15 protein-coding genes are annotated in these 23106 nt (G+C 63.8%); 12 read left to right on the top strand and 3 right to left on the bottom strand.

The genetic code is table 11. The annotated features are described in order from the left end of the window. Window positions 1-5 precede the first annotated feature (5 nt). Window positions 6-383 carry a 50S ribosomal protein L7/L12 gene (rplL, locus tag ACP3TD_RS14610; protein WP_056075402.1) on the top strand — a complete coding sequence of 126 codons (378 nt, stop codon included), beginning with the start codon at window positions 6-8 and terminating at the stop codon, window positions 381-383. 125 nt (window positions 384-508) lie between these two features. Here rplL and ACP3TD_RS14605 read toward each other — a convergent pair whose 3' ends face one another. Then, window positions 509-1006, bottom strand: a complete 498-nt coding sequence (locus tag ACP3TD_RS14605; protein WP_426763736.1) for an aminoacyl-tRNA deacylase — start codon at window positions 1004-1006, stop codon at window positions 509-511. Beyond that, a complete protein-coding gene (locus ACP3TD_RS14600; RefSeq protein ID WP_426763735.1) occupies window positions 1006-2205 on the bottom strand; it encodes an acetyl-CoA C-acetyltransferase in 1200 nt (399 codons plus the stop codon). Before ACP3TD_RS14600 ends, ACP3TD_RS14605 begins: the two co-directional genes overlap by 1 nt. A 251-nt stretch (window positions 2206-2456) precedes the next feature. Here ACP3TD_RS14600 and ACP3TD_RS14595 point away from each other — a divergent pair, with 251 nt between their 5' ends. The 9 genes from ACP3TD_RS14595 (at window position 2457) to ACP3TD_RS14555 (ending at window position 20201) form a co-directional block, all read left to right on the top strand. Further along, complete coding sequence (locus ACP3TD_RS14595; RefSeq protein ID WP_426763734.1) at window positions 2457-2942, top strand: hypothetical protein; 486 nt, start codon at window positions 2457-2459, stop codon at window positions 2940-2942. A 306-nt stretch (window positions 2943-3248) separates the two neighbouring features. Then, window positions 3249-6758: a DNA-directed RNA polymerase subunit beta gene (gene rpoB, locus ACP3TD_RS14590; RefSeq protein WP_056075394.1), complete on the top strand. Its 3510-nt coding sequence runs from the start codon at window positions 3249-3251 to the stop codon at window positions 6756-6758. Between the two features lie 100 nt (window positions 6759-6858). Further along, a complete protein-coding gene (locus tag ACP3TD_RS14585) occupies window positions 6859-10758 on the top strand; it encodes a DNA-directed RNA polymerase subunit beta' (RefSeq protein WP_056075391.1) in 3900 nt (1299 codons plus the stop codon). A gap of 427 nt (window positions 10759-11185) precedes the next feature. Next, window positions 11186-11560, top strand: a complete 375-nt coding sequence (rpsL, locus tag ACP3TD_RS14580) for a 30S ribosomal protein S12 (protein ID WP_011692814.1) — start codon at window positions 11186-11188, stop codon at window positions 11558-11560. Between the two features lies 1 nt (window position 11561). Then, complete coding sequence (rpsG, locus tag ACP3TD_RS14575) at window positions 11562-12032, top strand: 30S ribosomal protein S7 (protein ID WP_013601837.1); 471 nt, start codon at window positions 11562-11564, stop codon at window positions 12030-12032. A gap of 69 nt (window positions 12033-12101) precedes the next feature. Beyond that, complete coding sequence (gene fusA, locus ACP3TD_RS14570; protein WP_426763733.1) at window positions 12102-14216, top strand: elongation factor G; 2115 nt, start codon at window positions 12102-12104, stop codon at window positions 14214-14216. A 263-nt stretch (window positions 14217-14479) separates the two neighbouring features. After that, window positions 14480-15670 (top strand): elongation factor Tu, encoded by a 1191-nt coding sequence (gene tuf, locus ACP3TD_RS14565; protein ID WP_056075385.1) that lies wholly within the window; start codon window positions 14480-14482, stop codon window positions 15668-15670. A 152-nt stretch (window positions 15671-15822) separates the two neighbouring features. Next, window positions 15823-20046 carry a hypothetical protein gene (locus ACP3TD_RS14560; protein WP_426763732.1) on the top strand — a complete coding sequence of 1408 codons (4224 nt, stop codon included), beginning with the start codon at window positions 15823-15825 and terminating at the stop codon, window positions 20044-20046. Between the two features lie 29 nt (window positions 20047-20075). Continuing rightward, complete coding sequence (locus tag ACP3TD_RS14555) at window positions 20076-20201, top strand: hypothetical protein (protein WP_261618682.1); 126 nt, start codon at window positions 20076-20078, stop codon at window positions 20199-20201. Between the two features lie 55 nt (window positions 20202-20256). Here the strand turns inward: ACP3TD_RS14555 and ACP3TD_RS14550 are convergent, their stop codons facing one another. Beyond that, entirely contained in the window at window positions 20257-21696 is a 1440-nt protein-coding gene (locus ACP3TD_RS14550) for a GH1 family beta-glucosidase (RefSeq protein ID WP_426763731.1), read from the bottom strand. Between the two features lie 432 nt (window positions 21697-22128). On the opposite strand from ACP3TD_RS14550, the gene rpsJ reads away from it, so the two are divergent. Continuing rightward, on the top strand, window positions 22129-22437 hold the full coding sequence (rpsJ, locus tag ACP3TD_RS14545) for a 30S ribosomal protein S10 (protein ID WP_003803825.1): 309 nt from the start codon (window positions 22129-22131) through the stop codon (window positions 22435-22437). A 17-nt stretch (window positions 22438-22454) separates the two neighbouring features. Next, window positions 22455-23105, top strand: coding sequence for a 50S ribosomal protein L3 (gene rplC, locus ACP3TD_RS14540; RefSeq protein ID WP_015937852.1), 651 nt, complete (start codon window positions 22455-22457; stop codon window positions 23103-23105). Window position 23106: the final 1 nt, after the last annotated feature.

Below are 23106 nucleotides of genomic sequence, written 5' to 3'. Positions count from 1 at the left end.
CTACCATGGCGAAGCTCAGCAACGAAGAGCTCATTGAAGCTTTCAAGGAACTGACCATCATCGAGCTCTCCGAGTTCGTCAAGCTCTTCGAAGAGACCTTCGAAGTAACCGCTGCTGCTGTAGCCGTTGCCGGCCCCGCCGCCGGTGGCGCTGCTGAAGAGGCTGAAGAGAAGACCGAATTCGACGTCGTTCTCGAGTCCGCTGGCGAAAAGAAGATCGCAGTGATCAAGGAAGTACGTGCCATCACTTCCCTGGGTCTGAAGGAAGCCAAGGACCTGGTTGACAGCGCACCCAAGGCTGTTCTCGAAGGCGCCACCAAGGAAGCTGCCGAGAAGGCCAAGGAGCAGCTCGAGGCTGCAGGCGCCAGCGTTACCGTCAAGTAACAACGGTTTCTCCACGAATAGCCCCGTCCCACTGCCTGGCAGTGGGACGGGGTTTTTCTGTGTCCGGACCCATCTGAGTAGCAGCAGGTGTCGTTATGAGCCCTCATAACGACACCTCCTGCTACCTACATCGGGTCCGAGATGTCAGCGACGACGGCGCCGAGGGCGGACGTGAGTGCATCGGCGTCGACGAATGCGCTGTAGCCGTGGGCGCCGGCACCCATCGATATCCGCCGCCCTGTGATGGTGGCGTCGGCGTACACCGGCCATGGACTGGTGCTCCCCAGCGGCGTGATGGTTCCGCGTTCATAGCCTGTTGCCTCAAGGGCGATGTCCGCTGGCGGCAGGGACAGCTTGTTGACACCCACCAGCTGCCGCAGCTTGGGCCAGGAGATCTGCCGGTCACCGGGTACCAGGGCGAACAGGAACGTCCCGTCCTTGTGCTTCACTACCAGGGATTTGACGATGTCCGCCGGCGTGATGCCAAGGATTCCGGCAGCCTCTTCGAGGCTCCTCGCCGCTGGCCGTTCCACCACTTCCACGTGGAGGCCCCGGGCCGCGGCGTCGGCCAGGAACCGTTCGCGTCCGACGCCGTCCGTTCCGTTTGCCGCAAGGCCCGCCATCAGTCGCGGTAGAGCAGGAGCGCTTCGCCCTGCCCGCCTCCGCCGCACAGGGACACCGCTGCCTTGCCGCTTCCGCGCCGCTTCAGCTCATGAGCGGCATGCCCCGCGAGGCGTGCTCCGGACGCCCCGATGGGGTGGCCCAGGGCGATGGCGCCGCCGTGGATGTTGCACTTCTCCAGCGGATAGTCGAGGTCCTTCAACGACTGCACTGCCACCGACCCGAAGGCTTCGTTGACCTCGATGAAGTCGAGATCAGCTGTGCTCCAGCCGGCCTTGCCCAAGGCGTTCATGATGGCGTTCGAGGGCTGGGAGTGCAGCGAATTGTCAGGCCCGGCCACCTGGCCCGGCTTGCCCACCACCGCGAGGTATTCCAGCCCGTGCTCTTCGGCATAAGCCCGCGATGAGAGCACCAGGGCCGCGGCGCCATCGGAAAGGGGGGAAGAGTTGCCCGCCGTGATGGTGCCGTCGGTGACGAAGGCGGCGCGAAGCCCGCCGAGGGACTCCACGGATGAATTGGGCCGGACGCCCTCGTCCGTGTCCACTACCAGGGGGTCGCCCTTCCGCTGCTTGACGCTGATGGCGACGATCTCGTCGTCGAACGTTCCGTTCTTGGCAGCCAGCGCCGCACGCTGGTGTGACTGGGCCGCAACATTGTCCTGTGAAGGCCTGTCGATGCCGAGGGCGAGGTTGCCTGTTTCGGTGGACAAGCCCATCGACTGGCCGTCGAAGGCGTCGGTGAGCCCGTCATGGGCGGCCACGTCCAGGGCCTGGATGGAGCCGTAGGTCCAGCCCTGCCGCGACCCCGGCAGGATGTGGGGAGCCCGTGTCATCGATTCCTGGCCGCCGGCCACCACTACTGCGGCCTCGCCGGCGCGGATCATCCGGGCCGCGTCGATGACGGCGGTGAGCCCCGACAGGCACACCTTGTTGATCGTCACCGCGGGGACGTTCCAGCCGATCCCTGCGGCAATGGCGCTCTGGCGGGCCGGGTTCTGGCCCGCCCCCGCCTGCAGGACCTGGCCCATGATGACCGCTTCCACGTCAGCCACCGCCGCGCCGCTGGCGTCCAGGGCGGCGCGGATGGCGTGCGCGCCGAGGTCTACGGCCGTGAAGCTGGCCAGCTGCCCGTTGATCCGCCCCTGCGGGGTGCGGACTGCTGCAAGGATGACAACGTCGCTGTTGCCGGGGGAGTTGCCCATGGTTATCTCTTCCGATCTCATCCGATGTAAGCCACCAAGGATATCGTGACCCTGGTCACCCCATCTATTCAAACGCGGCGGCACCCATGTGCATTCCGGGTCCGCGCCGCCGCCTGCAGTCGCGGCAGCTGGAAGACGGCAGGGGAGAGGTCCCCATGGCCGGAATGTGCACGACGGCGGCAGCTTGCGTAGGGTGGACGGCGGAAACTCATGCAGGGGGCAGCCATGCCGCACCCGGGACGGATGGAGCAATGACAGTGAAGAAGATCCTCGCCCTGGCAGCAGTTGTTGGCGTCGCCGGGCTGACTGCCTGCTCAGTGTCGGCGCCCGCTCCGGCCGAAACCGCTGACGCGGGCCAGACCTCCAGCCCGACTGCCAGCAGCGCCGCCTCCGCCAGTGACGGCCCGTCGGCGTCCTCCGCCCCGTCCGGCGGCGCGACCGGTGGTGCCAAGGAAGCCTGCGAACGCTTCAACTCGCTCTTCGCCGACTACGCCGCTGTGCCCTCCGGCGACGCCAACGGCTACGAGGACATCTACCTGCAGGCAGAAGACGCCAAGGGCACCGTCACCGGCGACCTCCAGGGCCTCTTCGCCTCGCTCAGCCTCCTGGCCATCGACCACTCCAGCGCAGCCGAAAGCGGCGGCGAGCCCGCCCAGGCTTCCAGGGACGCCGTGCGCGACGCGGTCTTTGCCAACTCTGGAACATGCTCTGCCGAAGGCGTGACGCTCAAGCTCTAGCCGGCCGCCGGGAACCGGAAAGCGGCCGGAAACGGGTGCTTGCAATCCTGCGCGAAGTGGGGTAGACACATAGGTTGTTTTGCCGTATCGTAGATATTTGCGTCTTCCCTGTTTACCTTCAGCCTTCATATAGCGGTGGGCTTTGCCTGGCAGCTGGCAATAAACGTGCCGTCGATACGTCACAACACAGCCAGCCGGGCCCCGGGTCATATAGCGGAACCGGATGGTAGCGCTGCGGAGTAACTTCTGCAGGGTGCACAGCGGGGGAGATCTGAAAACGCCTGAAGGTCTGTGGAAGGATCCCTCTTGGTCGCCTCGAGCACCTCTAATAACGAAACCGCTAACACCGCCGACAGCACTGATGGTGCCACTCGCCGGCTCTCATTCGCAAAGATTCACGAACCCCTTGATGTTCCGAATCTGCTTGCCCTGCAGACGGACAGCTTTGACTGGCTCGTCGGCAACGAACGCTGGCAGGCACGCGTAGCGAAGGCCGTCGAAGAAAACGATCTCAGCGTCGCTACGACGTCCGGCCTGTCGGACATCTTCGAAGAGATCTCCCCGATCGAGGATTTCCAGGGCACCATGTCCCTGAGCTTCTCCGATCCGGAGTTCGCTGACCCGAAGTACACCATGGCCGAGTGCAAGGACCGGGACGCAACCTACTCGGCTCCGCTGTACGTCAAGGCCGAGTTCATGAACAACAACACGGGCGAAATCAAGCAGCAGACCGTGTTCATGGGCGACTTCCCGCTGATGACCGAGAAGGGTACCTTCGTGGTCAACGGCACCGAGCGTGTCGTCGTCTCCCAGCTGGTCCGTTCGCCGGGCGCCTACTTTGAGCGCGCCGCTGACAAGACCAGCGACAAGGACATCTTCACCGCCAAGATCATCCCGTCCCGCGGTGCATGGTTTGAGCTCGAGATCGACAAGCGCGACCAGGTCGGTGTCCGCCTCGACCGCAAGCGCAAGCAGTCAGTCACGGTCCTGCTGAAGGCCCTGGGCTGGACCGAAGGCCAGATCCTCGAAGAGTTCGGCCAGTACGACTCCATGCGCGCAACGCTGGAGAAGGACGCCACCGAAACCCGCGAAGACGCCCTGCTGGACATCTACCGCAAGCTGCGTCCGGGCGAGCCGCCCACAGTCGAGGCTGCCCAGTCCCTGCTGGACAACCTGTACTTCAACTCCAAGCGCTACGATCTGGCCAAGGTTGGCCGTTACAAGATCAACCGCAAGCTGGGCATCGACCGCTCCCTTGGCGACAAGGAAGCCTCGGTCCTGCACGTTGAAGACATCGTTGCCATGATCAAGTTCCTCGTTGCGCTGCACGCCGGCGAGAAGACCATCAAGGGCACCCGTGACGGCCAGGAAGTGGACCTGCGCGTCGAAATCGACGACATCGACCACTTCGGCAACCGCCGTATCCGCGCCGTCGGCGAGCTCATCGAGAACCAGGTCCGCACCGGCCTGTCCCGCATGGAGCGCGTTGTCCGCGAGCGTATGACCACCCAGGACGTCGAGGCCATCACGCCGCAGACCCTGATCAACATCCGCCCCGTCGTGGCAGCCATCAAGGAGTTCTTCGGAACTTCGCAGCTGTCGCAGTTCATGGACCAGAACAACCCGCTTTCGGGCCTGACCCACAAGCGCCGCCTGTCGGCCCTTGGCCCCGGTGGTCTGTCCCGTGACCGCGCCGGCATGGAAGTCCGTGACGTGCACCCGTCCCACTACGGACGTATGTGCCCCATCGAAACTCCTGAAGGCCCGAACATCGGCCTGATCGGTTCGCTGGCATCCTACGGACGCATCAACCCGTTCGGCTTCATCGAGACGCCGTACCGCCTGGTCAAGGACGGAGTTGTTTCCGACGACGTCCAGTACCTGACGGCCGACGACGAAGCCGAGGTCCTGATCGCCCAGGCCAACGCACCGCTGGATGCTGACAAGAAGTTCTCGGAAGAGACCGTTCTTGTCCGTGCCCGTGGTGGTGGAGGCGAGCCTGTTCTGGTTCCCGCCGCAGACGTCGAGTTCATGGACGTTTCCCCGCGCCAGATGGTGTCCGTGGCTACGGCCCTGATCCCGTTCCTCGAGCATGACGATGCCAACCGTGCACTCATGGGTGCCAACATGCAGCGCCAGGCCGTGCCGCTGGTCCGTTCCGAGGCCCCGTTCGTGGGTACCGGCATGGAGCGCGCCGCAGCCGTCGACGCCGGTGACGTCACCATTGCCAAGAAGGCAGGTGTGGTTACCGAGGTCTCCGCTGAGCTGGTCATCATGCTCAACGACGACGGTACGGAAACCAATTACCGCATCAACAAGTTCGCACGCTCCAACCAGGGCAACTGCTACAACAACCGCGTCCTGGTAAACGAAGGCCAGCGCCTGGAGGTCGGCGGCATCATCGCTGACGGCCCGGCAACGGACCAGGGCGAGCTCGCCCTTGGTAAGAACCTGCTCGTGGCATTCATGTCATGGGAAGGCCACAACTTCGAGGACGCCATCATCCTCTCGCAGCGCATCGTTGCCGAGGACGTTCTTTCCTCCATCCACATCGAGGAGCACGAGATCGATGCCCGCGACACCAAGCTTGGTGCCGAGGAAATCACCCGTGACATCCCCAACGTGTCCGAGGAAGTCCTGGCAGGCCTGGACGAGCGCGGCATCATCCACATCGGTGCCGAGGTTGAAGCCGGCGACATCCTGGTCGGAAAGGTCACCCCGAAGGGTGAAACCGAACTGACCCCGGAAGAGCGCCTCCTGCGCGCCATCTTCGGTGAGAAGTCCCGCGAAGTGCGCGACACTTCCCTGAAGGTGCCGCACGGCGAGTCCGGCACCGTCATCGGTGTCCGCGTCTTCGACCGCGACAACGACGACGAGCTGCCCCCGGGCGTGAACCAGCTGGTCCGCGTCTACGTGGCCGCCAAGCGCAAGATCACCGACGGCGACAAGCTCGCCGGCCGCCACGGCAACAAGGGTGTTATCTCCAAGATCCTCCCGATCGAGGACATGCCCTTCCTTGCCGACGGCACCCCCGTTGACATCGTCCTGAACCCGCTGGGTGTTCCGGGCCGTATGAACGTGGGCCAGGTGCTCGAAACGCACCTCGGCTGGGTTGCCAAGACCGGCTGGAAGATCGAAGGCGAGCCCGAGTGGGTCAAGCAGCTGCCGAACCTGCCGCGCGAGAGTGGTCCCACCACTGTTGCAACGCCGGTATTCGACGGCGCCCGCGAAGAAGAAATCACGGGCCTGCTCGACTCCACCAACGTAACCCGCGACGGTGACCGCCTGATCAACTCCTCCGGCAAGACCCGCCTGTTTGACGGCCGCTCCGGCGAGCCGTTCCCGGATCCGATCTCGGTCGGCTACATGTACATCCTGAAGCTCCACCACCTGGTGGACGACAAGATCCACGCCCGCTCCACCGGACCGTACTCCATGATCACGCAGCAGCCGCTGGGTGGTAAGGCACAGTTCGGTGGCCAGCGCTTTGGTGAAATGGAAGTGTGGGCCCTCGAAGCCTATGGCGCCGCCTACACGCTCCAGGAACTCCTCACCATCAAGTCCGATGACATCCACGGCCGCGTCAAGGTCTACGAAGCCATCGTCAAGGGCGAGAACATCCCGGAGCCGGGCGTTCCCGAATCCTTCAAGGTCTTGATCAAGGAAATGCAGTCGCTGTGCCTGAACGTGGAAGTGCTTTCCACGGACGGAACCACAATTGAAATGCGTGACTCTGATGACGCAGTCTTCACGGCTGCGGAAGAACTGGGCATCGATCTGTCTCGTGCAGAGCCCAGCTCCGTAGAAGAGGTCTAGCAGGTCCGGTCCGACGGCGGGTGCCCACCCGCCGTCGGACCTGACCTCCCTCATTCGTCAAGACTTCAGAATTTAGAGAACAAGAGAGAACAGGGACCATATGTCCAGCGAATCCTCCTTCGGCCTCATGCAGATCGGCCTCGCCACCGCGGAAGACATCCGTGGCTGGTCTTACGGCGAGGTTAAGAAGCCGGAAACCATCAACTACCGCACGCTCAAGCCCGAGAAGGACGGCCTCTTCTGCGAGAAGATCTTCGGCCCGTCCCGTGACTGGGAATGCTACTGCGGCAAGTACAAGCGCGTGCGCTTCAAGGGCATCATCTGTGAGCGCTGTGGCGTTGAGGTCACGCGCGCCAAGGTACGCCGTGAGCGCATGGGCCACATCGAGCTCGCCGCTCCCGTCACCCACATCTGGTACTTCAAGGGTGTTCCGTCCCGCCTGGGCTACCTCCTTGACCTGGCACCGAAGGACCTCGAAAAGGTCATCTACTTCGCTGCCTACATGATCACCAGCGTCGACGAGGCTGCCCGCCACGAGGAACTGCCCAACCTGCAGGTTGAGCACGACATCGAGAAAAAGCAGCTCATCGACAACCGCGACTCCGACATCGCGGCGATCGCCCGCGACCTCGAAGGCGAAATCGCCCGCCTTGAGGGCGAAGGCGCCAAGGCTGCCGACAAGAAGAAGGCCCGCGACTCCGCCGACCGCCAGATGGCCAACGTGCGCAAGCGCGCCGACGCCGACATCGAGCGCCTCGAGCAGGTCTGGGACCGCTTCAAGAACCTCAAGGTTGCCGACCTCGAAGGCGACGAGGGCCTGTACCGCGAACTGCGTGACCGCTACGGCATGTACTTCGAAGGCTCCATGGGTGCCGAGGCCATCAAGAAGCGCCTCGAGGGCTTCGACATGCAGGCCGAATCCGATCTGCTGCGCGACATCATTGCCAACGGCAAGGGCCAGCGCAAGACCCGTGCCCTCAAGCGCCTGAAGGTGGTCAACGCGTTCCTGACCACCAACAACAGCCCGCTCGGCATGGTCCTCGACGCTGTCCCGGTGATTCCGCCGGAACTGCGCCCGATGGTCCAGCTGGACGGTGGCCGCTTCGCGACCTCCGACCTCAACGACCTCTACCGTCGTGTGATCAACCGCAACAACCGACTCAAGCGCCTGCTTGACCTCGGTGCTCCGGAGATCATTGTCAACAACGAGAAGCGCATGCTTCAGGAAGCTGTTGACAGCCTCTTCGACAACGGCCGTCGTGGCCGTCCGGTCACGGGTCCGGGCAACCGTCCGCTGAAGTCCCTGAGCGACATGCTTAAGGGCAAGCAGGGCCGTTTCCGCCAGAACCTCCTTGGCAAGCGTGTTGACTACTCCGGCCGTTCGGTCATCGTCGTCGGCCCGCAGCTGAAGCTGCACCAGTGTGGCCTGCCCAAGCAGATGGCCCTGGAGCTCTTCAAGCCGTTCGTGATGAAGCGCCTGGTTGACCTCAACCACGCACAGAACATCAAGTCGGCCAAGCGCATGGTCGAGCGTTACCGTCCGCAGGTTTGGGACGTGCTCGAAGAGATCATCACCGAGCACCCGGTGCTGCTCAACCGTGCACCTACCCTGCACCGCCTGGGCATCCAGGCGTTCGAGCCGCAGCTTGTTGAAGGCAAAGCCATCCAGCTTCACCCGCTGGTTTGTGGTGCCTTCAACGCTGACTTCGACGGTGACCAGATGGCAGTGCACCTGCCGCTGAGCCCCGAGGCGCAGGCTGAGGCGCGCATCCTGATGCTGTCCTCGAACAACATCCTGAAGCCGTCCGATGGACGCCCGGTCACCCTGCCTTCGCAGGATATGATCATCGGCCTCTACCACCTGACCACCAAGCGGAAGGGTTCGGCCGGCGAAGGCCGCATCTTCGGTTCGGTATCCGAGGCCATCATGGCGTTCGATGCCCGCGACCTTCACCTGAACTCCCAGGTCAAGATCCGCCTCGAAGGCTTCGTGCCCTACGCCGGTTGGGAAGCCCCCGAAGGTTGGGAGCAGGGCCAGCCCGCAATCGTGGAAACCTCGCTGGGCCAGGTCCTCTTCAATGAGACCCTGCCCGAGGACTACCCCTGGGTTGAGGCTGTAGCGGACAAGGGCGAACTGTCCAGGATCGTCAACGACCTCGCAGAGCGCTACCCGAAGGTTGTCACCGCGGCAACGCTGGACAACCTGAAGGATGCCGGTTTCTACTGGGCCACCCGTTCGGGCGTCACGGTTGCCATCTCCGACATCGAGGTTCCGGCTGCCAAGCCGCAGATCCTTGCCGGTTACGAGGAACGCGCCGCCAAGATCCAGGGCCAGTACGACAAGGGCCTGATCGACGACGACGAGCGTCGCCAGGAACTCATCGAGATCTGGAACAAGGCCACCAACGATATCGCTGCGGTGATGCGTGAGAGCCTGTCGCCGATGAACACCATCAACCGCATGGTGTCCTCCGGTGCGCGTGGTAACTGGATGCAGGTCCGTCAGATCGCGGGTATCCGTGGCCTGGTGGCCAACCCTAAGGGTGAGATCATCCCGCGCCCCATCAAGTCCTCCTACCGTGAGGGCCTGTCGGTGCTGGAATACTTCATCGCCACGCACGGTGCCCGTAAGGGCCTCGCCGATACCGCTCTGCGTACCGCCAACTCGGGTTACCTGACCCGACGCCTGGTGGACGTCTCGCAGGATGTCATCGTCCGTGAAGAGGACTGCGGCACCGAGCGTGGCCTGGTCACGCCGATCGCCGTCGCCGACTCCAACGGTGAGCTGGTGCTGGACGAGAACGTCGAGAACAGCGCCTACGCACGTACGCTGGCTGTCGACGTCGTGGACTCCGAGGGCAACGTCCTCGCAGCCGCCGGCACCGACTGCGGCGACGTCGTCATCGACGAGCTCTTCAAGGCCGGCATCACCGAGGTCAAGGTCCGCTCGGTCCTTACCTGTGAGTCCAGCGTTGGCACCTGCGCCCTGTGCTACGGCCGTTCGTTGGCCACCGGCAAGACCGTGGACATCGGCGAGGCTGTCGGCATCATCGCCGCCCAGTCCATCGGTGAGCCCGGTACCCAGCTGACCATGCGTACGTTCCACACCGGTGGTGCAGTGTCCGCCGGCGGTGGCGACGACATCACCCAGGGTCTGCCCCGTATCCAGGAGCTCTTCGAAGCCCGTACTCCGAAGGGTGTTGCGCCGATTGCCGAGGCAGCCGGCCGCATCGCCATCGAAGAGTCCGAGCGCCAGATGCGCCTGGTCATCACTCCGGATGACGGAACGGAAGAGATCGCTTACCCGGTCCTCCGCCGTTCACGCCTGCTGATCGAAGACGGCGACCACGTCACCGTTGGCCAGAAGCTGATCAACGGTCCGGTGGACCCCAAGCAGGTTCTGCGCATCATGGGTCCGCGCGCGGCACAGAAGTTCCTGGTGGACGAAGTTCAGGGCGTGTACCGCAGCCAGGGCATCGGTATCCACGACAAGCACGTCGAGGTTATCGTCCGCCAGATGCTGCGCCGCGTCACGGTCATCGAGTCCGGCGAATCGGATCTGCTGCCCGGCGAGCTCGCCGAGCGCAGCCGCTTCGAAGATGCCAACCGCCGCGTTGTGTCCGAGGGCAAGACGCCGGCATCCGGCCGTCCGGAGCTCATGGGCATCACGAAGGCGTCGCTGGCCACCGAGTCCTGGCTGTCCGCAGCTTCCTTCCAGGAGACCACCCGCGTCCTGACGCAGGCGGCCATGGAAGGCAAGAGCGATCCGCTGCTGGGCCTCAAGGAGAACGTCATCATCGGTAAGCTGATCCCGGCCGGCACGGGTCTCCCGCGCTACACCGAGGTCACCGTGGAGCCCACTGAAGAAGCGAAGGCCAACCTGTTCACCGGCCCCAGCGCATTCAGTGACTTCTCGTACGACACCTTGGGCGGTGACGGAGCTCCCGAGTTCCACGCCATCCCGCTGGATGACTACGATCTCGGCAACGACTTCCGCTAAATACGGCTGTCAGCCTTTGGCTTGATTCCAAGGCCAGGCCCCGCACTTTCGAGTGCGGGGCCTGGCCCGTTAACCGGGCTTTGCGCCCGGTCACCAGGGCATTGGAGGACGACGGCGGCGGCCGGCTGCCGCCGTCGTCCGCCCTACACCTGATTAAGGCTCAGGATCAAGCCGTGCTAGACTTTTCTGTAATTGTTCTGTGTGGCAGTGGATGAAGGCCGCCGCAGCATCATTTTGGTTTTGTTCTCATGATGCTGGGTGTGAGCTTGTTTCCGGGTTGCGGGTAAGGTGCGCAACGAATGCCACCATTTTGCACGCCTAGGCAAGATTTGAGCCATCAGGTCTGCAGGGACAACGCCAAAACCGGAGCAGAGACGGCTGACGCCTGAATGTGCCGGTAGAGATCAAACCAACGGAGAACACGAGAGTGCCTACGATTAACCAGCTGGTCCGCAAGGGCCGCACGCCTAAGGTCAAAAAGACCAAGGCTCCTGCCCTGAACGGCAGCCCGATGCGCCGCGGTGTTTGCACCCGCGTTTACACCACCACCCCCAAGAAGCCGAACTCGGCTCTGCGTAAGGTTGCACGTGTGCGCCTTAACGGTGGCGTTGAAGTTACCGCTTACATCCCCGGTGTTGGCCACAACCTGCAGGAGCACTCCATTGTGCTCGTTCGCGGTGGTCGTGTGAAGGACCTCCCGGGTGTCCGCTACAAGATCGTCCGTGGCGCCCTCGATACCCAGGGTGTGAAGAACCGTAAGCAGGCCCGCAGCCGCTACGGCGCAAAGATGGAGAAGAAGTAATATGCCTCGCAAGGGTCCGGCCCCCAAGCGGCCGCTCGTACAGGATCCCGTTTACGGCTCCCCGCTGGTAACCCAGCTCATCAACAAGGTGCTCGTTGACGGCAAGAAGTCCACGGCAGAGCGCATCGTCTACGGTGCCCTCGAAGGCGCACGCGCCAAGTCCGGTGGCGACCCCGTGGCAGCACTGAAGAAGGCCATGGACAACGTCAAGCCTTCGCTTGAGGTCCGCTCACGCCGCGTTGGCGGCGCCACCTACCAGGTTCCGGTTGAGGTCAAGCCGGGCCGCTCCACCGCACTTGCCCTGCGGTGGCTGGTTGGCTACTCCAAGGCCCGCCGCGAAAAGACGATGACCGAGCGTCTCCAGAACGAAATCCTGGATGCGTCCAACGGTCTCGGTGCCGCTGTGAAGCGTCGCGAAGACACCCACAAGATGGCCGAGTCCAACAAGGCCTTCGCACACTACCGCTGGTAATACTCCCCGGACGCCGCCGGCTCAACCGAGCCGGCGGCGAACGTGTAGTCCATCCCAAAAGGAGACCCCGTGGCACAGGACGTGCTTACCGACCTTAGTAAGGTCCGCAACATCGGCATCATGGCCCATATTGATGCCGGCAAGACCACCACCACCGAGCGCATCCTGTTCTACACGGGTGTGAACCACAAGATCGGCGAAACGCACGACGGCGCTTCGACCACTGACTGGATGGAACAGGAAAAGGAACGCGGCATCACCATCACGTCTGCCGCCGTGACCTGCTTCTGGGAAAACAACCAGATCAACATCATCGACACCCCCGGCCACGTGGACTTCACTGTTGAGGTTGAGCGCTCCCTGCGCGTCCTCGACGGTGCTGTTGCTGTCTTCGATGGCAAGGAAGGCGTTGAGCCCCAGTCCGAGACTGTGTGGCGCCAGGCTGACAAGTACAACGTCCCGCGTATCTGCTTCGTCAACAAGATGGACAAGCTCGGCGCTGATTTCTACTTCACCGTAGACACCATCGTCAGCCGCCTCGGCGCCAAGCCGCTGGTCATGCAGCTGCCCATCGGTGCTGAGAACGACTTCATCGGCGTCGTGGACCTGCTCTACATGCGCGCCCTGGTCTGGCCCGGCGATGCAAAGGGTGACGTCACCATGGGTGCGAAGTACGAGATCCGCGAGATCCCGGCTGACCTCCAGGAAAAGGCCGAGGAGTACCGCGCAGCGCTCGTTGAGACCGTTGCAGAGTCCTCCGAGGAACTCATGGAGAAGTACCTTGAAGGCGAAGAACTCACCGTAGACGAGCTCAAGGCCGGCATCCGCAAGATGACGATCAACTCCGAGCTCTACCCGATCTTCTGTGGCTCCGCGTTCAAGAACCGTGGCGTCCAGCCGATGCTCGATGCAGTTGTCGACTACCTGCCGAACCCGCTCGACGTCCCGCCGATGGTCGGTCACGACCCCCGCGACGAAGAGAAGGAACTGACCCGCGCACCTTCCGCTGATGAGCCTTTCTCCGCACTGGCCTTCAAGATTGCAGCGCACCCGTTCTTCGGCCAGCTCACCTTCATCCGCGTGTACTCCGGTCACGTGGAAGCAGGCGCCCAGGTGGTCAACTCCACCAAGGGTAAGAAAGAGCGCATCGGCAAGCTGTTCCAGATGCACGCCAACAAGGAGATGCCCGTTGAGGGCGCCACCGCCGGCCACATCTACGCTGCCATCGGTCTCAAGGACACCACTACGGGCGACACCCTGTGCGACTCTGCAAACCAGATCGTGCTTGAGTCCATGAGCTTCCCGGAGCCCGTGATCTCGGTTGCCATCGAGCCGAACACCAAGGGTGACCAGGAGAAGCTCTCCACGGCCATCCAGAAGCTCTCCGCTGAGGACCCCACCTTCCAGGTGTCCCTCAACGAAGACACCGGCCAGACCATCATCGCCGGCATGGGCGAGCTCCACCTGGACATCCTGGTGGACCGCATGCGCCGCGAGTTCAAGGTCGAGGCAAACGTGGGTAAGCCCCAGGTTGCCTACCGCGAAACCATCAAGCGCGCCGTCGAACGCCACGACTACACGCACAAGAAGCAGACCGGTGGTTCGGGCCAGTTCGCAAAGATCCAGATTGCGATCGAACCGCTGGACACTGCCGAGGGCGAGCTGTACGAGTTCGAGAACAAGGTCACCGGTGGCCGCGTTCCGCGCGAATACATCCCGTCTGTCGACGCTGGTATCCAGGATGCACTGAACGACGGCGTCCTGGCCGGTTACCCGGTTGTGGGCATCAAGGCCACGCTGGTTGACGGCGCGTACCACGATGTTGACTCCTCGGAAATGGCGTTCAAGATCGCCGGCCGTATGGCTTTCAAGGAAGCCGCACGCAAGGCGAACCCTGTCCTGCTCGAACCGCTGATGGATGTTGAAGTCCGCACCCCTGAGGAATACATGGGTGAAGTTATCGGTGACATCAACTCCCGCCGTGGCCAGATGCAGTCCATGGAAGATGCACAGGGCGTCAAGGTTATCCGCGCGCACGTTCCGCTGTCCGGCATGTTCGGCTACATCGGTGACCTGCGTTCGAAGACCCAGGGCCGCGCTGTGTACTCCATGACGTTCAACAGCTACGCGGAGGTCCCGAAGGCCGTCGCCGACGAGATCATCCAGAAGAGCCGCGGCGAGTAGTCCGTACAGGGCACTTAAAGCGAATACCTCGGGTGCGCAGCCGGAAACGGACAGCGCAGCCGGTGCAGGTGGCCGGGGCCGGCGGGACCCATCCCGGTCAAGCCGGCTCCAGGCCATCTGCACGAACAGGCTCAGGGGATTAGTATTAGTTCCTGAATCTGCAATTTCACCAATCCAAAGCCCCCAAGTAGACTTGCCTGAGTTTCTGCCGCGAAAAGCGCGGTTGAAGGGCAAGCCATTTGAAATCGTTCTAGGAGGAACCTGTGGCAAAGGCAAAGTTCGAGCGGACTAAGCCGCACGTCAACATCGGCACCATCGGTCACGTTGACCACGGTAAGACGACGCTGACGGCCGCCATTTCCAAGGTGCTGTACGACAAGTACCCGGATCTTAACGAGAAGCGCGACTTCGCGTCTATCGACTCTGCTCCCGAAGAGCGTCAGCGCGGTATTACCATCAACATCTCCCACGTGGAGTACCAGACCGAGAAGCGCCACTACGCACACGTAGACGCCCCCGGTCACGCTGACTACATCAAGAACATGATCACCGGTGCTGCCCAGATGGACGGCGCAATCCTCGTGGTTGCTGCTACCGATGGCCCCATGGCTCAGACCCGCGAGCACGTTCTGCTCGCCCGCCAGGTTGGTGTTCCCTACCTGCTGGTCGCGCTGAACAAGTCCGATATGGTTGATGACGAAGAGCTCCTCGACCTCGTCGAAATGGAAGTTCGTGAGCTGCTCAGCTCGCAGGGCTTCGATGGCGATGAGGCTCCGGTTGTTCGCGTTTCCGGCCTGAAGGCTCTGGAAGGCGACCCGGTTTGGGTCAAGTCCGTTGAGGACCTGATGGCAGCTGTCGACGAGTCCGTTCCGGACCCCGTACGTGACCGTGACAAGCCGTTCCTGATGCCGATTGAAGACGTCTTCACCATCACCGGCCGTGGCACCGTTGTTACGGGCCGCGCCGAGCGTGGCACCCTCGCCATCAACTCCGAGGTCGAGATCGTTGGCATCCGCCCGGTCCAGAAGACCACGGTTACCGGTATCGAGATGTTCCACAAGCAGCTCGACGAAGCATGGGCCGGCGAGAACTGTGGCCTGCTGCTCCGTGGCCTGAAGCGCGACGATGTCGAGCGTGGCCAGGTTGTCGTCAAGCCGGGTTCCATCACCCCGCACACCGACTTCGAGGCCAACGTCTACATCCTGTCCAAGGACGAAGGCGGACGCCACAACCCGTTCTACTCGAACTACCGCCCGCAGTTCTACTTCCGTACGACGGACGTTACCGGCGTTATCACCCTGCCCGAGGGCACGGAAATGGTTATGCCCGGCGACAACACTGAGATGACCGTTGCGCTCATCCAGCCGATCGCTATGGAAGACGGCCTCGGCTTCGCTATCCGCGAAGGCGGCCGCACCGTGGGTTCGGGACGCGTCACCAAGATCATCAAGTAACTCTTGCTGATCATCGGATAGCCGGGATTATGTCCCGCTAATCCACAGAGGGCCCCGCTGCAGTGTGCAGCGGGGCCTTCTTTTGCTACCGTTAATCCACTCAATGGATAAATCGCAGGATTCCTGCCACGCTCTCGCTGAAAGGCCATCTCATGCCGGACGATTCGTACGAGGCAGGCTACCGGGCCGGTCACTTGCAGGGTTGGCTGGATGCCATGGCCAAAGTGGCTGAGCGCCAGGCGACAGAATCCGCAACGGCGCCGCCCGATCGGGTGCCTGCCCCCGCCCCGGCCCAGGCGTCGGTGGCGCGGCCTGCGTTCGCCCCGCCGACGGTCACGGCTCCTGCACCCCAACCGGCTCCTGCACCCCAACCGGTTGAGATGCTGCCAAACCGCCCTGCAGCAACTCCGCAGCCAGTTACCGTGGGGGCCGTTGCGACACCACGGCCAAAGCCCACCACCCAGCCTGTCCCATACCGCGGATACGCCGATGGCCCGTCCCGGCCGGCAGAATCAGCCGAAGAGGTGGCAGCCCGCCGGGAACGGCGTGACCGCCAGAACATCAACGTCACGCTGTATGTGGCGAGCCTCCTGCTCGTCGCCGCAGCGGCCCTGTTTGTGGGAACGGCGCTGCCGCCCATGATGAGGTTCGCAGGCGTCTGCTCCGTGGCTGCCCTGTTCTACGGTTCCGGATTCATTCTGCACCACCGCGTCCCGCGCCTGAAGCCTGCCGCGGTGGCCTTTACTGGCACCGGGCTGGCGCTCGTCCCTGTCATCGGCTTGGCCCTTTACAGTTTTGTCTGGCAAAACGGGCCTGCGGCGTGGCTCGCCACCTCGCTCGTTGGAACCCTTGCCTACGTTGCGGCCGCCCTCCGGCTCGAAAGCCGCGTGCTGGCGTATCTGTCGCTGACTTTCCTTATCTCCACCGCGTGGTCGGGTATGGCAGTCCTCGGTGCCGCCCTTGTTTGGTACTTCGTGATGCTCATAGCCGTAGCGGTCCTGTTCACCCTGCTGAGCCTGGTCAGGCCGGGCTGGCTTCCCCCGCTTTTCCTGCGGCCATTGGTAACTGTCCACCCCGTCGTGGTACCCGCGGTTGCCGTGGCTGCAACTTTCCTCCTGCGCACCAGCTTGGCCGAGTACGCGCTGATCCTCGGGCTCAGCGGTGCATACTTCGCCACCATGGCCGTCGCACCGAGAGCAAGCTTCAGGCTCCGCAACTTCTATGCGTCCCGCGCCGCACTGACAGTTGCGGGGGCGGTGGCTGTCCTGGAGCTCACCGATGCTGTGAGAGGCGCACTGCTGGCCGCCTGCGCGCTGCTTGCGGTGCAGGCCATCGGCGTTGCCGTGGGTGGCGGCCGTCTGGAGGCCTGGTTCCCTCCCCGCGGCCCTGACGGGGAAAGGGAACCGCTGACTGCCACCATAGCCAGTCCTGCCCCGGGCGAAACCTTGGCACCGCGTTGGCGTGCCGACGTCATGGTGACCTACATGGTGCACTGGGCGCTGACGGCAGCATTTGCGGGCAGCACTGTGCTGCGCAGCATTGCTGGCGAATGGGCGCCTGATGCAGGAGCAATTCCACTATGGGTGCCGGTACTGCTGCTGCTCCTGACGAGCTTTGCCCTGGCTGTCCGGCTGCGCCGGGCCGCTGAGTTTCTTCCGTTTGCGGGCATTGCCCTGGCGGGAGTTGTCAGCAGGGTGATGGGGGAGTGGCAGTTCGCCCTCATGGTGCTCCTCACCGCATTCTTTTGGCTGGTCCGTGGGTTCCGTGAAAGCGGCACGCAACGGCAGATCCTCCTTTTCAACACCAGGATCGCAGGCACGGTTGCAGTTCCCGCCGTGACGGCCGCCTTGACGGACGTGCGCACGCAGGGGCAGGCCGTGTGGTTCAGCGTTGTGGCAGCCGCCGTGGCACAGCAGCTGCTGTCTGCATGGCTGCAGCGGGGGAGTCGCAGGGAACCTGCAGCACAAGCTACCCTGATTGGCTTCTCTGTTCTTGGGACCGTGGGAGTCGCTGTTCTCGCCGCCGTGGACTCTTCGCCTGGACAGTCGCTGACGTGGGGCGGGATTCTGCTGCAGCTCGCTGCAGCGGTTGCCATGGGTCTGCTCCTGGTACCGCAGCCGGGCGGGGAGCGCGCCTGGAGCCCACGAGCAGGCGAAGTGGTGCCGCTGGTGCTGGCAAGCGTGATGGTGGAGCTCGCTTTCAGGTGGATTACACCGGATGCAGGGAACATCGTGCTGGCTGTAGTGGTGGCATACCTCGCCGTCACAGGGGTCCGGTTGCGGTCCCGGCTGCACCGTTGGGGATATTGGTGGCTTTGCCGCATTGCCGCCACATTGCTGGCGCTGACGCTGTTCGACAGGCTGGTGGTTTCCGCGGGTGCGCTATTTTTAGGCGGGGAAGCTGTTGACCCCGCCACGGTGCTGGTTGCCGTGCTGGCCGTTCAGATGGCCGTGGTGCTGGTGTCTTTCCGGCTGGGGCGTTCTCCACGTGGCGCGGCCGTGGATGCGGGTGTGGTTCTGGCGGTGCAGCTCATCGGGTGCGCCATGCTGTGGCCGTTGTCGGAGGGAAGCTGGCAGCATCTGGTCATCCCGGGGGCCACGGCGCTGTCGTCAGCTGCTGCCGGGCTGTTGTTGCGCGGTCAACGGGGCTCCGGGTGGTTCGCGCCGGCATCCTTCCTCGTCCTGGTGGGATTGTCCACCGGCAACCTCACCCTGGTCGAGGTGTTGCTGGGCATCTTTGCTGCCTTCGCCGCGGTGATGGTGGCTGCAGCTGGCCGGGCTGTGGAGAAGGGCGGGTACTTTATTGCGGCGAGGGTACTGACGGCGGCCCTGGCCGTGGTCCTCAGTTACGACGTCTCGGCCTCCCCGAACGTTGTGTCGCTGACCTTTGCGGGCGTTCTTGCCGCGCAGCACGCTGTCCGGTGGCTGATGCGCTTCCGTCTTCAGGAGGTTCCCTTCCAGCAGGCGGCGGTGTGGATCACCCTCGCAGGCCAGGCCGCCCTTCCACTGGCCTACTTCAGCCGTTACGGAGCAGCGGGCACCGGTGGCGAACGCTGGATCCTCCTGGTGGAGTTCGGGCTGGTTCTTGTTTCGGCCGTCGTTGCCAGGACACTGTTCGCGGCGCGCGGGGCACTCTACTTTGCAGCCTTTGCCGTGCTGGGCGGGGCACTGGCACTGAGCCCACTCGTGGCGCCTGCAGCGTCCCCGGTGCTGGGCTACACCGGGGTGGCGCTTCTGCTGCTGACGCTGGCGCTTGCGGCGGCGGTGGCCGGAGTGTTGTGGTCCCGGCGGATGCCGGTCCCCTCCGGAACGGAGCATTGGCTGTGGGTGGCAGCCGCACTGGGATACAGCCTCAGTGCGCTGGTCCTCGCTCCGCAGGCCGATGAGTGGATCGCCGGGTTCGCCGTCCTGGTCCTCGCCGCTGTCCTCTTCTGCGCCTCCCACGTTGAGCGGGCCGCGGTGTTGTACGCGCCGGCGTCGGCTGCTGTCCTGGCTGGTACCTTCATGGTGGTCCGGGAGATGGCAGGCGGAAACCAGGACGTCTGGGCGGCCTATGCGCCGTGGCTCGGAGCCGGCGCAGCGGGAGCAGCCCTCTACGGTGTGCGCGTGGCAAGGTCCGCCGGGCTGGCGGCTGACCCCTTGCGCCGCTGGTCCCTGGCCGGCGCCGCCTTGGCTGGGTTCGCCGTGGCCACAGTTGCTGGGATCGCGGCAGACACCACGGCCTGGGTTGCCGCCGCCGCGCTGGCGGGCGCGGCGGGCATCTGCATCGCGGAAGCCCCGGCAGAACTTCGCCGGGTGGTCTCCGAGGCGGGTGCTGTGGTGGTGATGGCCGGAGTTCAACGCGCGGCGATCTTCGAACTGGACGGCCGCCGAAGTTTCGGGGCCGGCTTGCCGGATCCCTTTTGGGCGGCGCAGTGGTACGTGGTGCTTGGGGCTGTCCTGGCGTTCCTTCGCTACCGCTCCGGACAGCCCAAAGCCGGGCGCGGTATTGCGGTTGCGGCAGCCGTCCTGCTCACCCTGACGGGGGCAGGAACCGTGTTTGGCGGCACTGCAGGGCAGCAGCTGTGGCTATTGGTGCTGCTCGCTGTGCTGCTTGTCGGCGGGCTCCTGGCCGGCGAGAAAATCTTCGTCAGGTGGGGCGCCGCCGGTGTTGCCGCCTGCATTCTTTGGGCGATGCGCGGGTACACGTTCGTACTCCTGGCGCTCATCGCCATCGGCCTGATTGCTTTTGCCGTCTGGCGGCTGAACCGGAGCGCCGGTCCGGGCACCGCCGAGACTGCTCAGCCGCCAGCGCCGCCAGCGCCTCCAGTACCTTCAGTACAGTCGGATGCCGGGAGTGACACCCGCAGCGACGCTCCGGCCAGGAAGGTGCCCTGATACTGTTGCAGCATTGAGAGGAGCTCATCATGGGATGGCTTATTTTCCTGATCGTTGCCGCTGCCGTGGTGGCCGGAGTCTTCTGGGCGAAGAAACACTTCCGCCACGAGATCGACCGGGCAAAGCGGATTAACAGGGCCAACAAGAACCAGTAACCGGCCCTGGCAGGTGCCCCGCACCGCGGCGTGACTCTGCCAGCGCCGCGGCTGCCTATCCGGTGGGCTGGCCCCTGCGGGCCCGGGAGAGGGCCTGATACCAGTAGAACGATTGCTTGGGCGTACGCTCCTGGTTGCTGAAGTCGACGTGGACCAGGCCGAATCGCTGTGAGTACCCGGCGGCCCACTCGAAATTGTCCATGAGTGTCCAGACGAAGTAGCCCCGCAGGTCCACTCCCGAGGCGATCCCGCCGGGGGCTGTCGCTTCCAGTGCGGCTGCCAGGTGCGAGGCCAGGTAACTGACGCGCTCACCATCCTGAAGGGTTCCGGATACTGTATCCGGTTCGGGGAAGCTGGCACCGCCTTCCGTGATGTAGACCGGCGGGAGAGCCGCGCCGTACCGGTCCCTCATCTCCTGCAGCAGGACACCCAGGTGCCCCGGGGCCACAGGCCACCCGAAGCCGGTGTTGCTGAACTCCGGGTAGCCCACCTCGTGGAACGGCAGCCGTGCCACTGCCTTGTGCATATCAGCGGGAATGGCGGTGACGCCCCTCCCCAAAGCCACCTTGACCGGGAAGTAATAGTTCAGCCCGTAGAAATCGAGTGGCTGGTGGATGGTGCGCAGGTCGGAATCAGAAATGCGCCCTATCGAGCGCAGCCACGGCCGGGCATACACCGGAAGGTTGGGGTAGCGGCCCAGCAGCACCGGGTCTGCATAGATCCTGTTCATCAACAGGTCATACAGGTGCGCCACCACCCGGTCCCCGATCTTGCGGGATGCCGGCCGGATGGGGGCGTGCAGGTTCGTGACGCCGATTCCGCCCCGGACGCCCGCCGCGCGGAGGGCCTGGGTGCCCAGGCCGTGGGCCAGGAGCTGGTGATGAATGGAGGGGAGCGCATCGAACATCAGCGCCCGGCCGGGGGCATGAACGCCCAGGGCGTAGCCGTTGAGCGTCACGGAGACCGGCTCGTTAAGCGTGACCCACTGTGAGACGCGGTCGCCGTACCGTTGCCCGGCGGCAGCTGCGTACTCGCCAAAGCGTTCCGCGGTTTCCCTGTTGAGCCAGCCGCCGCGTTGTTCCAGCGCCAGCGGGGTGTCCCAGTGATACAGGGTGGCCATGGGGGCGATGCCGGCTTCCAGCAGCTGGTCGATGAGCCGGTCGTAGAAGTCGAGCCCCTCCGGGTTGAGCCTGCCGCGGCCATCGGGTTGGATGCGGGGCCAGGCGAGGGAGAACCGGTAGGAGTCGACGCCGAGCTCCTTGAGGAGCGCGACGTCCTCGGGCAGCCGGTTGTAGTGGTCGCACGCGACGTCGGGGGAGTGTCCGTCAACGATGGCTCCGGGCTTTTGGGCAAAGGCGTCCCACCCTGAGGGGCCGCGGCCGCCGTCGGCCAGTGCTCCTTCGATCTGGAAGGCCGCCGCAGCCACGCCAAGACTGAACGACGGCGGCATGCGGCCGGCCAGTTCAGTGACGGATTCGGTGCTCTCCAGCGTCATGTCCCCATCATCCATTCGCCGGGCAGCCGGGGCAATGGGTTGGCCTGCAACAGTACGGAAGAGTGCCCGCCAGGCGCTGCGCCGGGGCCGCCAGGGGCGATTGGCTTATGACGCAGATATCCGGCATACTAGATGAGTTGTTCAAGCGCTTCTTCGTGTCCCGATCCGGATAATGCCGGGTGTCAGGGTCCAAGTGGAAGCCCAAACATAACCCACCCCAATGGAAATGCGGATTTGTTTGCGTGTAGAGCGCGACACGCCCGACCGCGGGGGTCGGTTGCGCCGGCAAGGTGAGGAACCCGGATTCATCCGGATTCAGTTTGTGCGGCGGATGGTGGTTACGACCTCAATTGCTTCGGCAGCCATACAACAGGTAAGTGAACAGGGCAGCCCTAACCCGGGGAAGCACAGACTGAAAGAGAGTCAGGCGACATGGCGGGACAAAAAATCCGCATCCGGCTGAAGTCATACGACCACGAGGTCATTGACGTTTCAGCACGGAAGATCGTTGAGACGGTCACGCGCGCAGGCGCAACGGTAGTTGGCCCCGTGCCGCTGCCCACGGAGAAGAACGTTTACTGCGTTATCCGCTCTCCGCACAAGTACAAAGACAGCCGCGAGCACTTTGAAATGCGCACGCACAAGCGTCTTATCGACATCATCGATCCCACGCCCAAGGCTGTCGACTCGCTCATGCGCCTCGACCTGCCGGCCGACGTGAACATCGAAATCAAGCTGTAGGGAGGTGCTGAGAAACTATGACCGCAACCCGTAACGTAAAGGGCCTGCTGGGCACGAAGCTCGGCATGACCCAGGTCTGGGACGAGAACAACAAGCTCATCCCCGTCACTGTGGTCCAGGCGGACTCGAACGTCATCACCCAGCTGCGCAACGCAGAGGTAGATGGTTACGTCGCCGTTCAGATCGGCTACGGCCAGATCGATCCCCGCAAGGTCACCAAGCCGCTGGCTGGTCACTTTGAAAAGGCAGGCGTCACGCCTCGCCGCCACGTCGTCGAACTCCGTACCGCAGATGCTGCCGAGTACGAGCTGGGCCAGGAGCTGTCCGTTGAGCTCTTCGCTGCCGGCCAGAAGATCGACGTCATCGGCACCACCAAGGGTAAGGGCTTCGCCGGTGTTATGAAGCGTCACGGCTTCCACGGCGTTGGAGCTTCCCACGGTGCCCACAAGAACCACCGTAAGCCCGGTTCAATCGGTGGCGCATCCACCCCGAGCCGCGTCTTCAAGGGCATGAAAATGGCCGGCCGCATGGGCGCCGTGCGTCACACCACGCTGAACCTTACGGTCCACGCGGTTGACGCCGAGAAGTCGCTGCTCCTGATCAAGGGTGCCGTCCCCGGCGCCCGCGGCCAGGTCGTCTTCGTACGTACCGCCGTGAAGGGAGCCTAGT

This window comes from Pseudarthrobacter sp. 1G09 (genome assembly GCF_050038305.1).
Lineage (GTDB): Bacteria > Actinomycetota > Actinomycetes > Actinomycetales > Micrococcaceae > Arthrobacter > Arthrobacter equi.
This window is presented reverse-complemented; position numbering and strand designations above follow the sequence as displayed.

Bases quoted from the DNA above. Each gene is read 5' to 3' on its own strand.
- ACP3TD_RS14595 (WP_426763734.1), top strand. From the start codon at position 2,457: ATGACAGTGAAGAAGATCCTCGCCCTGGCAGCAGTTGTTGGCGTCGCC.
- ACP3TD_RS14555 (WP_261618682.1), top strand. From the start codon at position 20,076: ATGGGATGGCTTATTTTCCTGATCGTTGCCGCTGCCGTGGTGGCCGGA.
- ACP3TD_RS14600 (WP_426763735.1), bottom strand. From the start codon at position 2,205: ATGGGCAACTCCCCCGGCAACAGCGACGTTGTCATCCTTGCAGCAGTC.
- ACP3TD_RS14605 (WP_426763736.1), bottom strand. From the start codon at position 1,006: ATGGCGGGCCTTGCGGCAAACGGAACGGACGGCGTCGGACGCGAACGG.
- rpsJ (WP_003803825.1), top strand. From the start codon at position 22,129: ATGGCGGGACAAAAAATCCGCATCCGGCTGAAGTCATACGACCACGAG.
- ACP3TD_RS14585 (WP_056075391.1), top strand. From the start codon at position 6,859: ATGTCCAGCGAATCCTCCTTCGGCCTCATGCAGATCGGCCTCGCCACC.
- rplL (WP_056075402.1), top strand. From the start codon at position 6: ATGGCGAAGCTCAGCAACGAAGAGCTCATTGAAGCTTTCAAGGAACTG.
- rplC (WP_015937852.1), top strand. From the start codon at position 22,455: ATGACCGCAACCCGTAACGTAAAGGGCCTGCTGGGCACGAAGCTCGGC.
- ACP3TD_RS14560 (WP_426763732.1), top strand. From the start codon at position 15,823: ATGCCGGACGATTCGTACGAGGCAGGCTACCGGGCCGGTCACTTGCAG.
- ACP3TD_RS14550 (WP_426763731.1), bottom strand. From the start codon at position 21,696: ATGACGCTGGAGAGCACCGAATCCGTCACTGAACTGGCCGGCCGCATG.
- rpsG (WP_013601837.1), top strand. From the start codon at position 11,562: ATGCCTCGCAAGGGTCCGGCCCCCAAGCGGCCGCTCGTACAGGATCCC.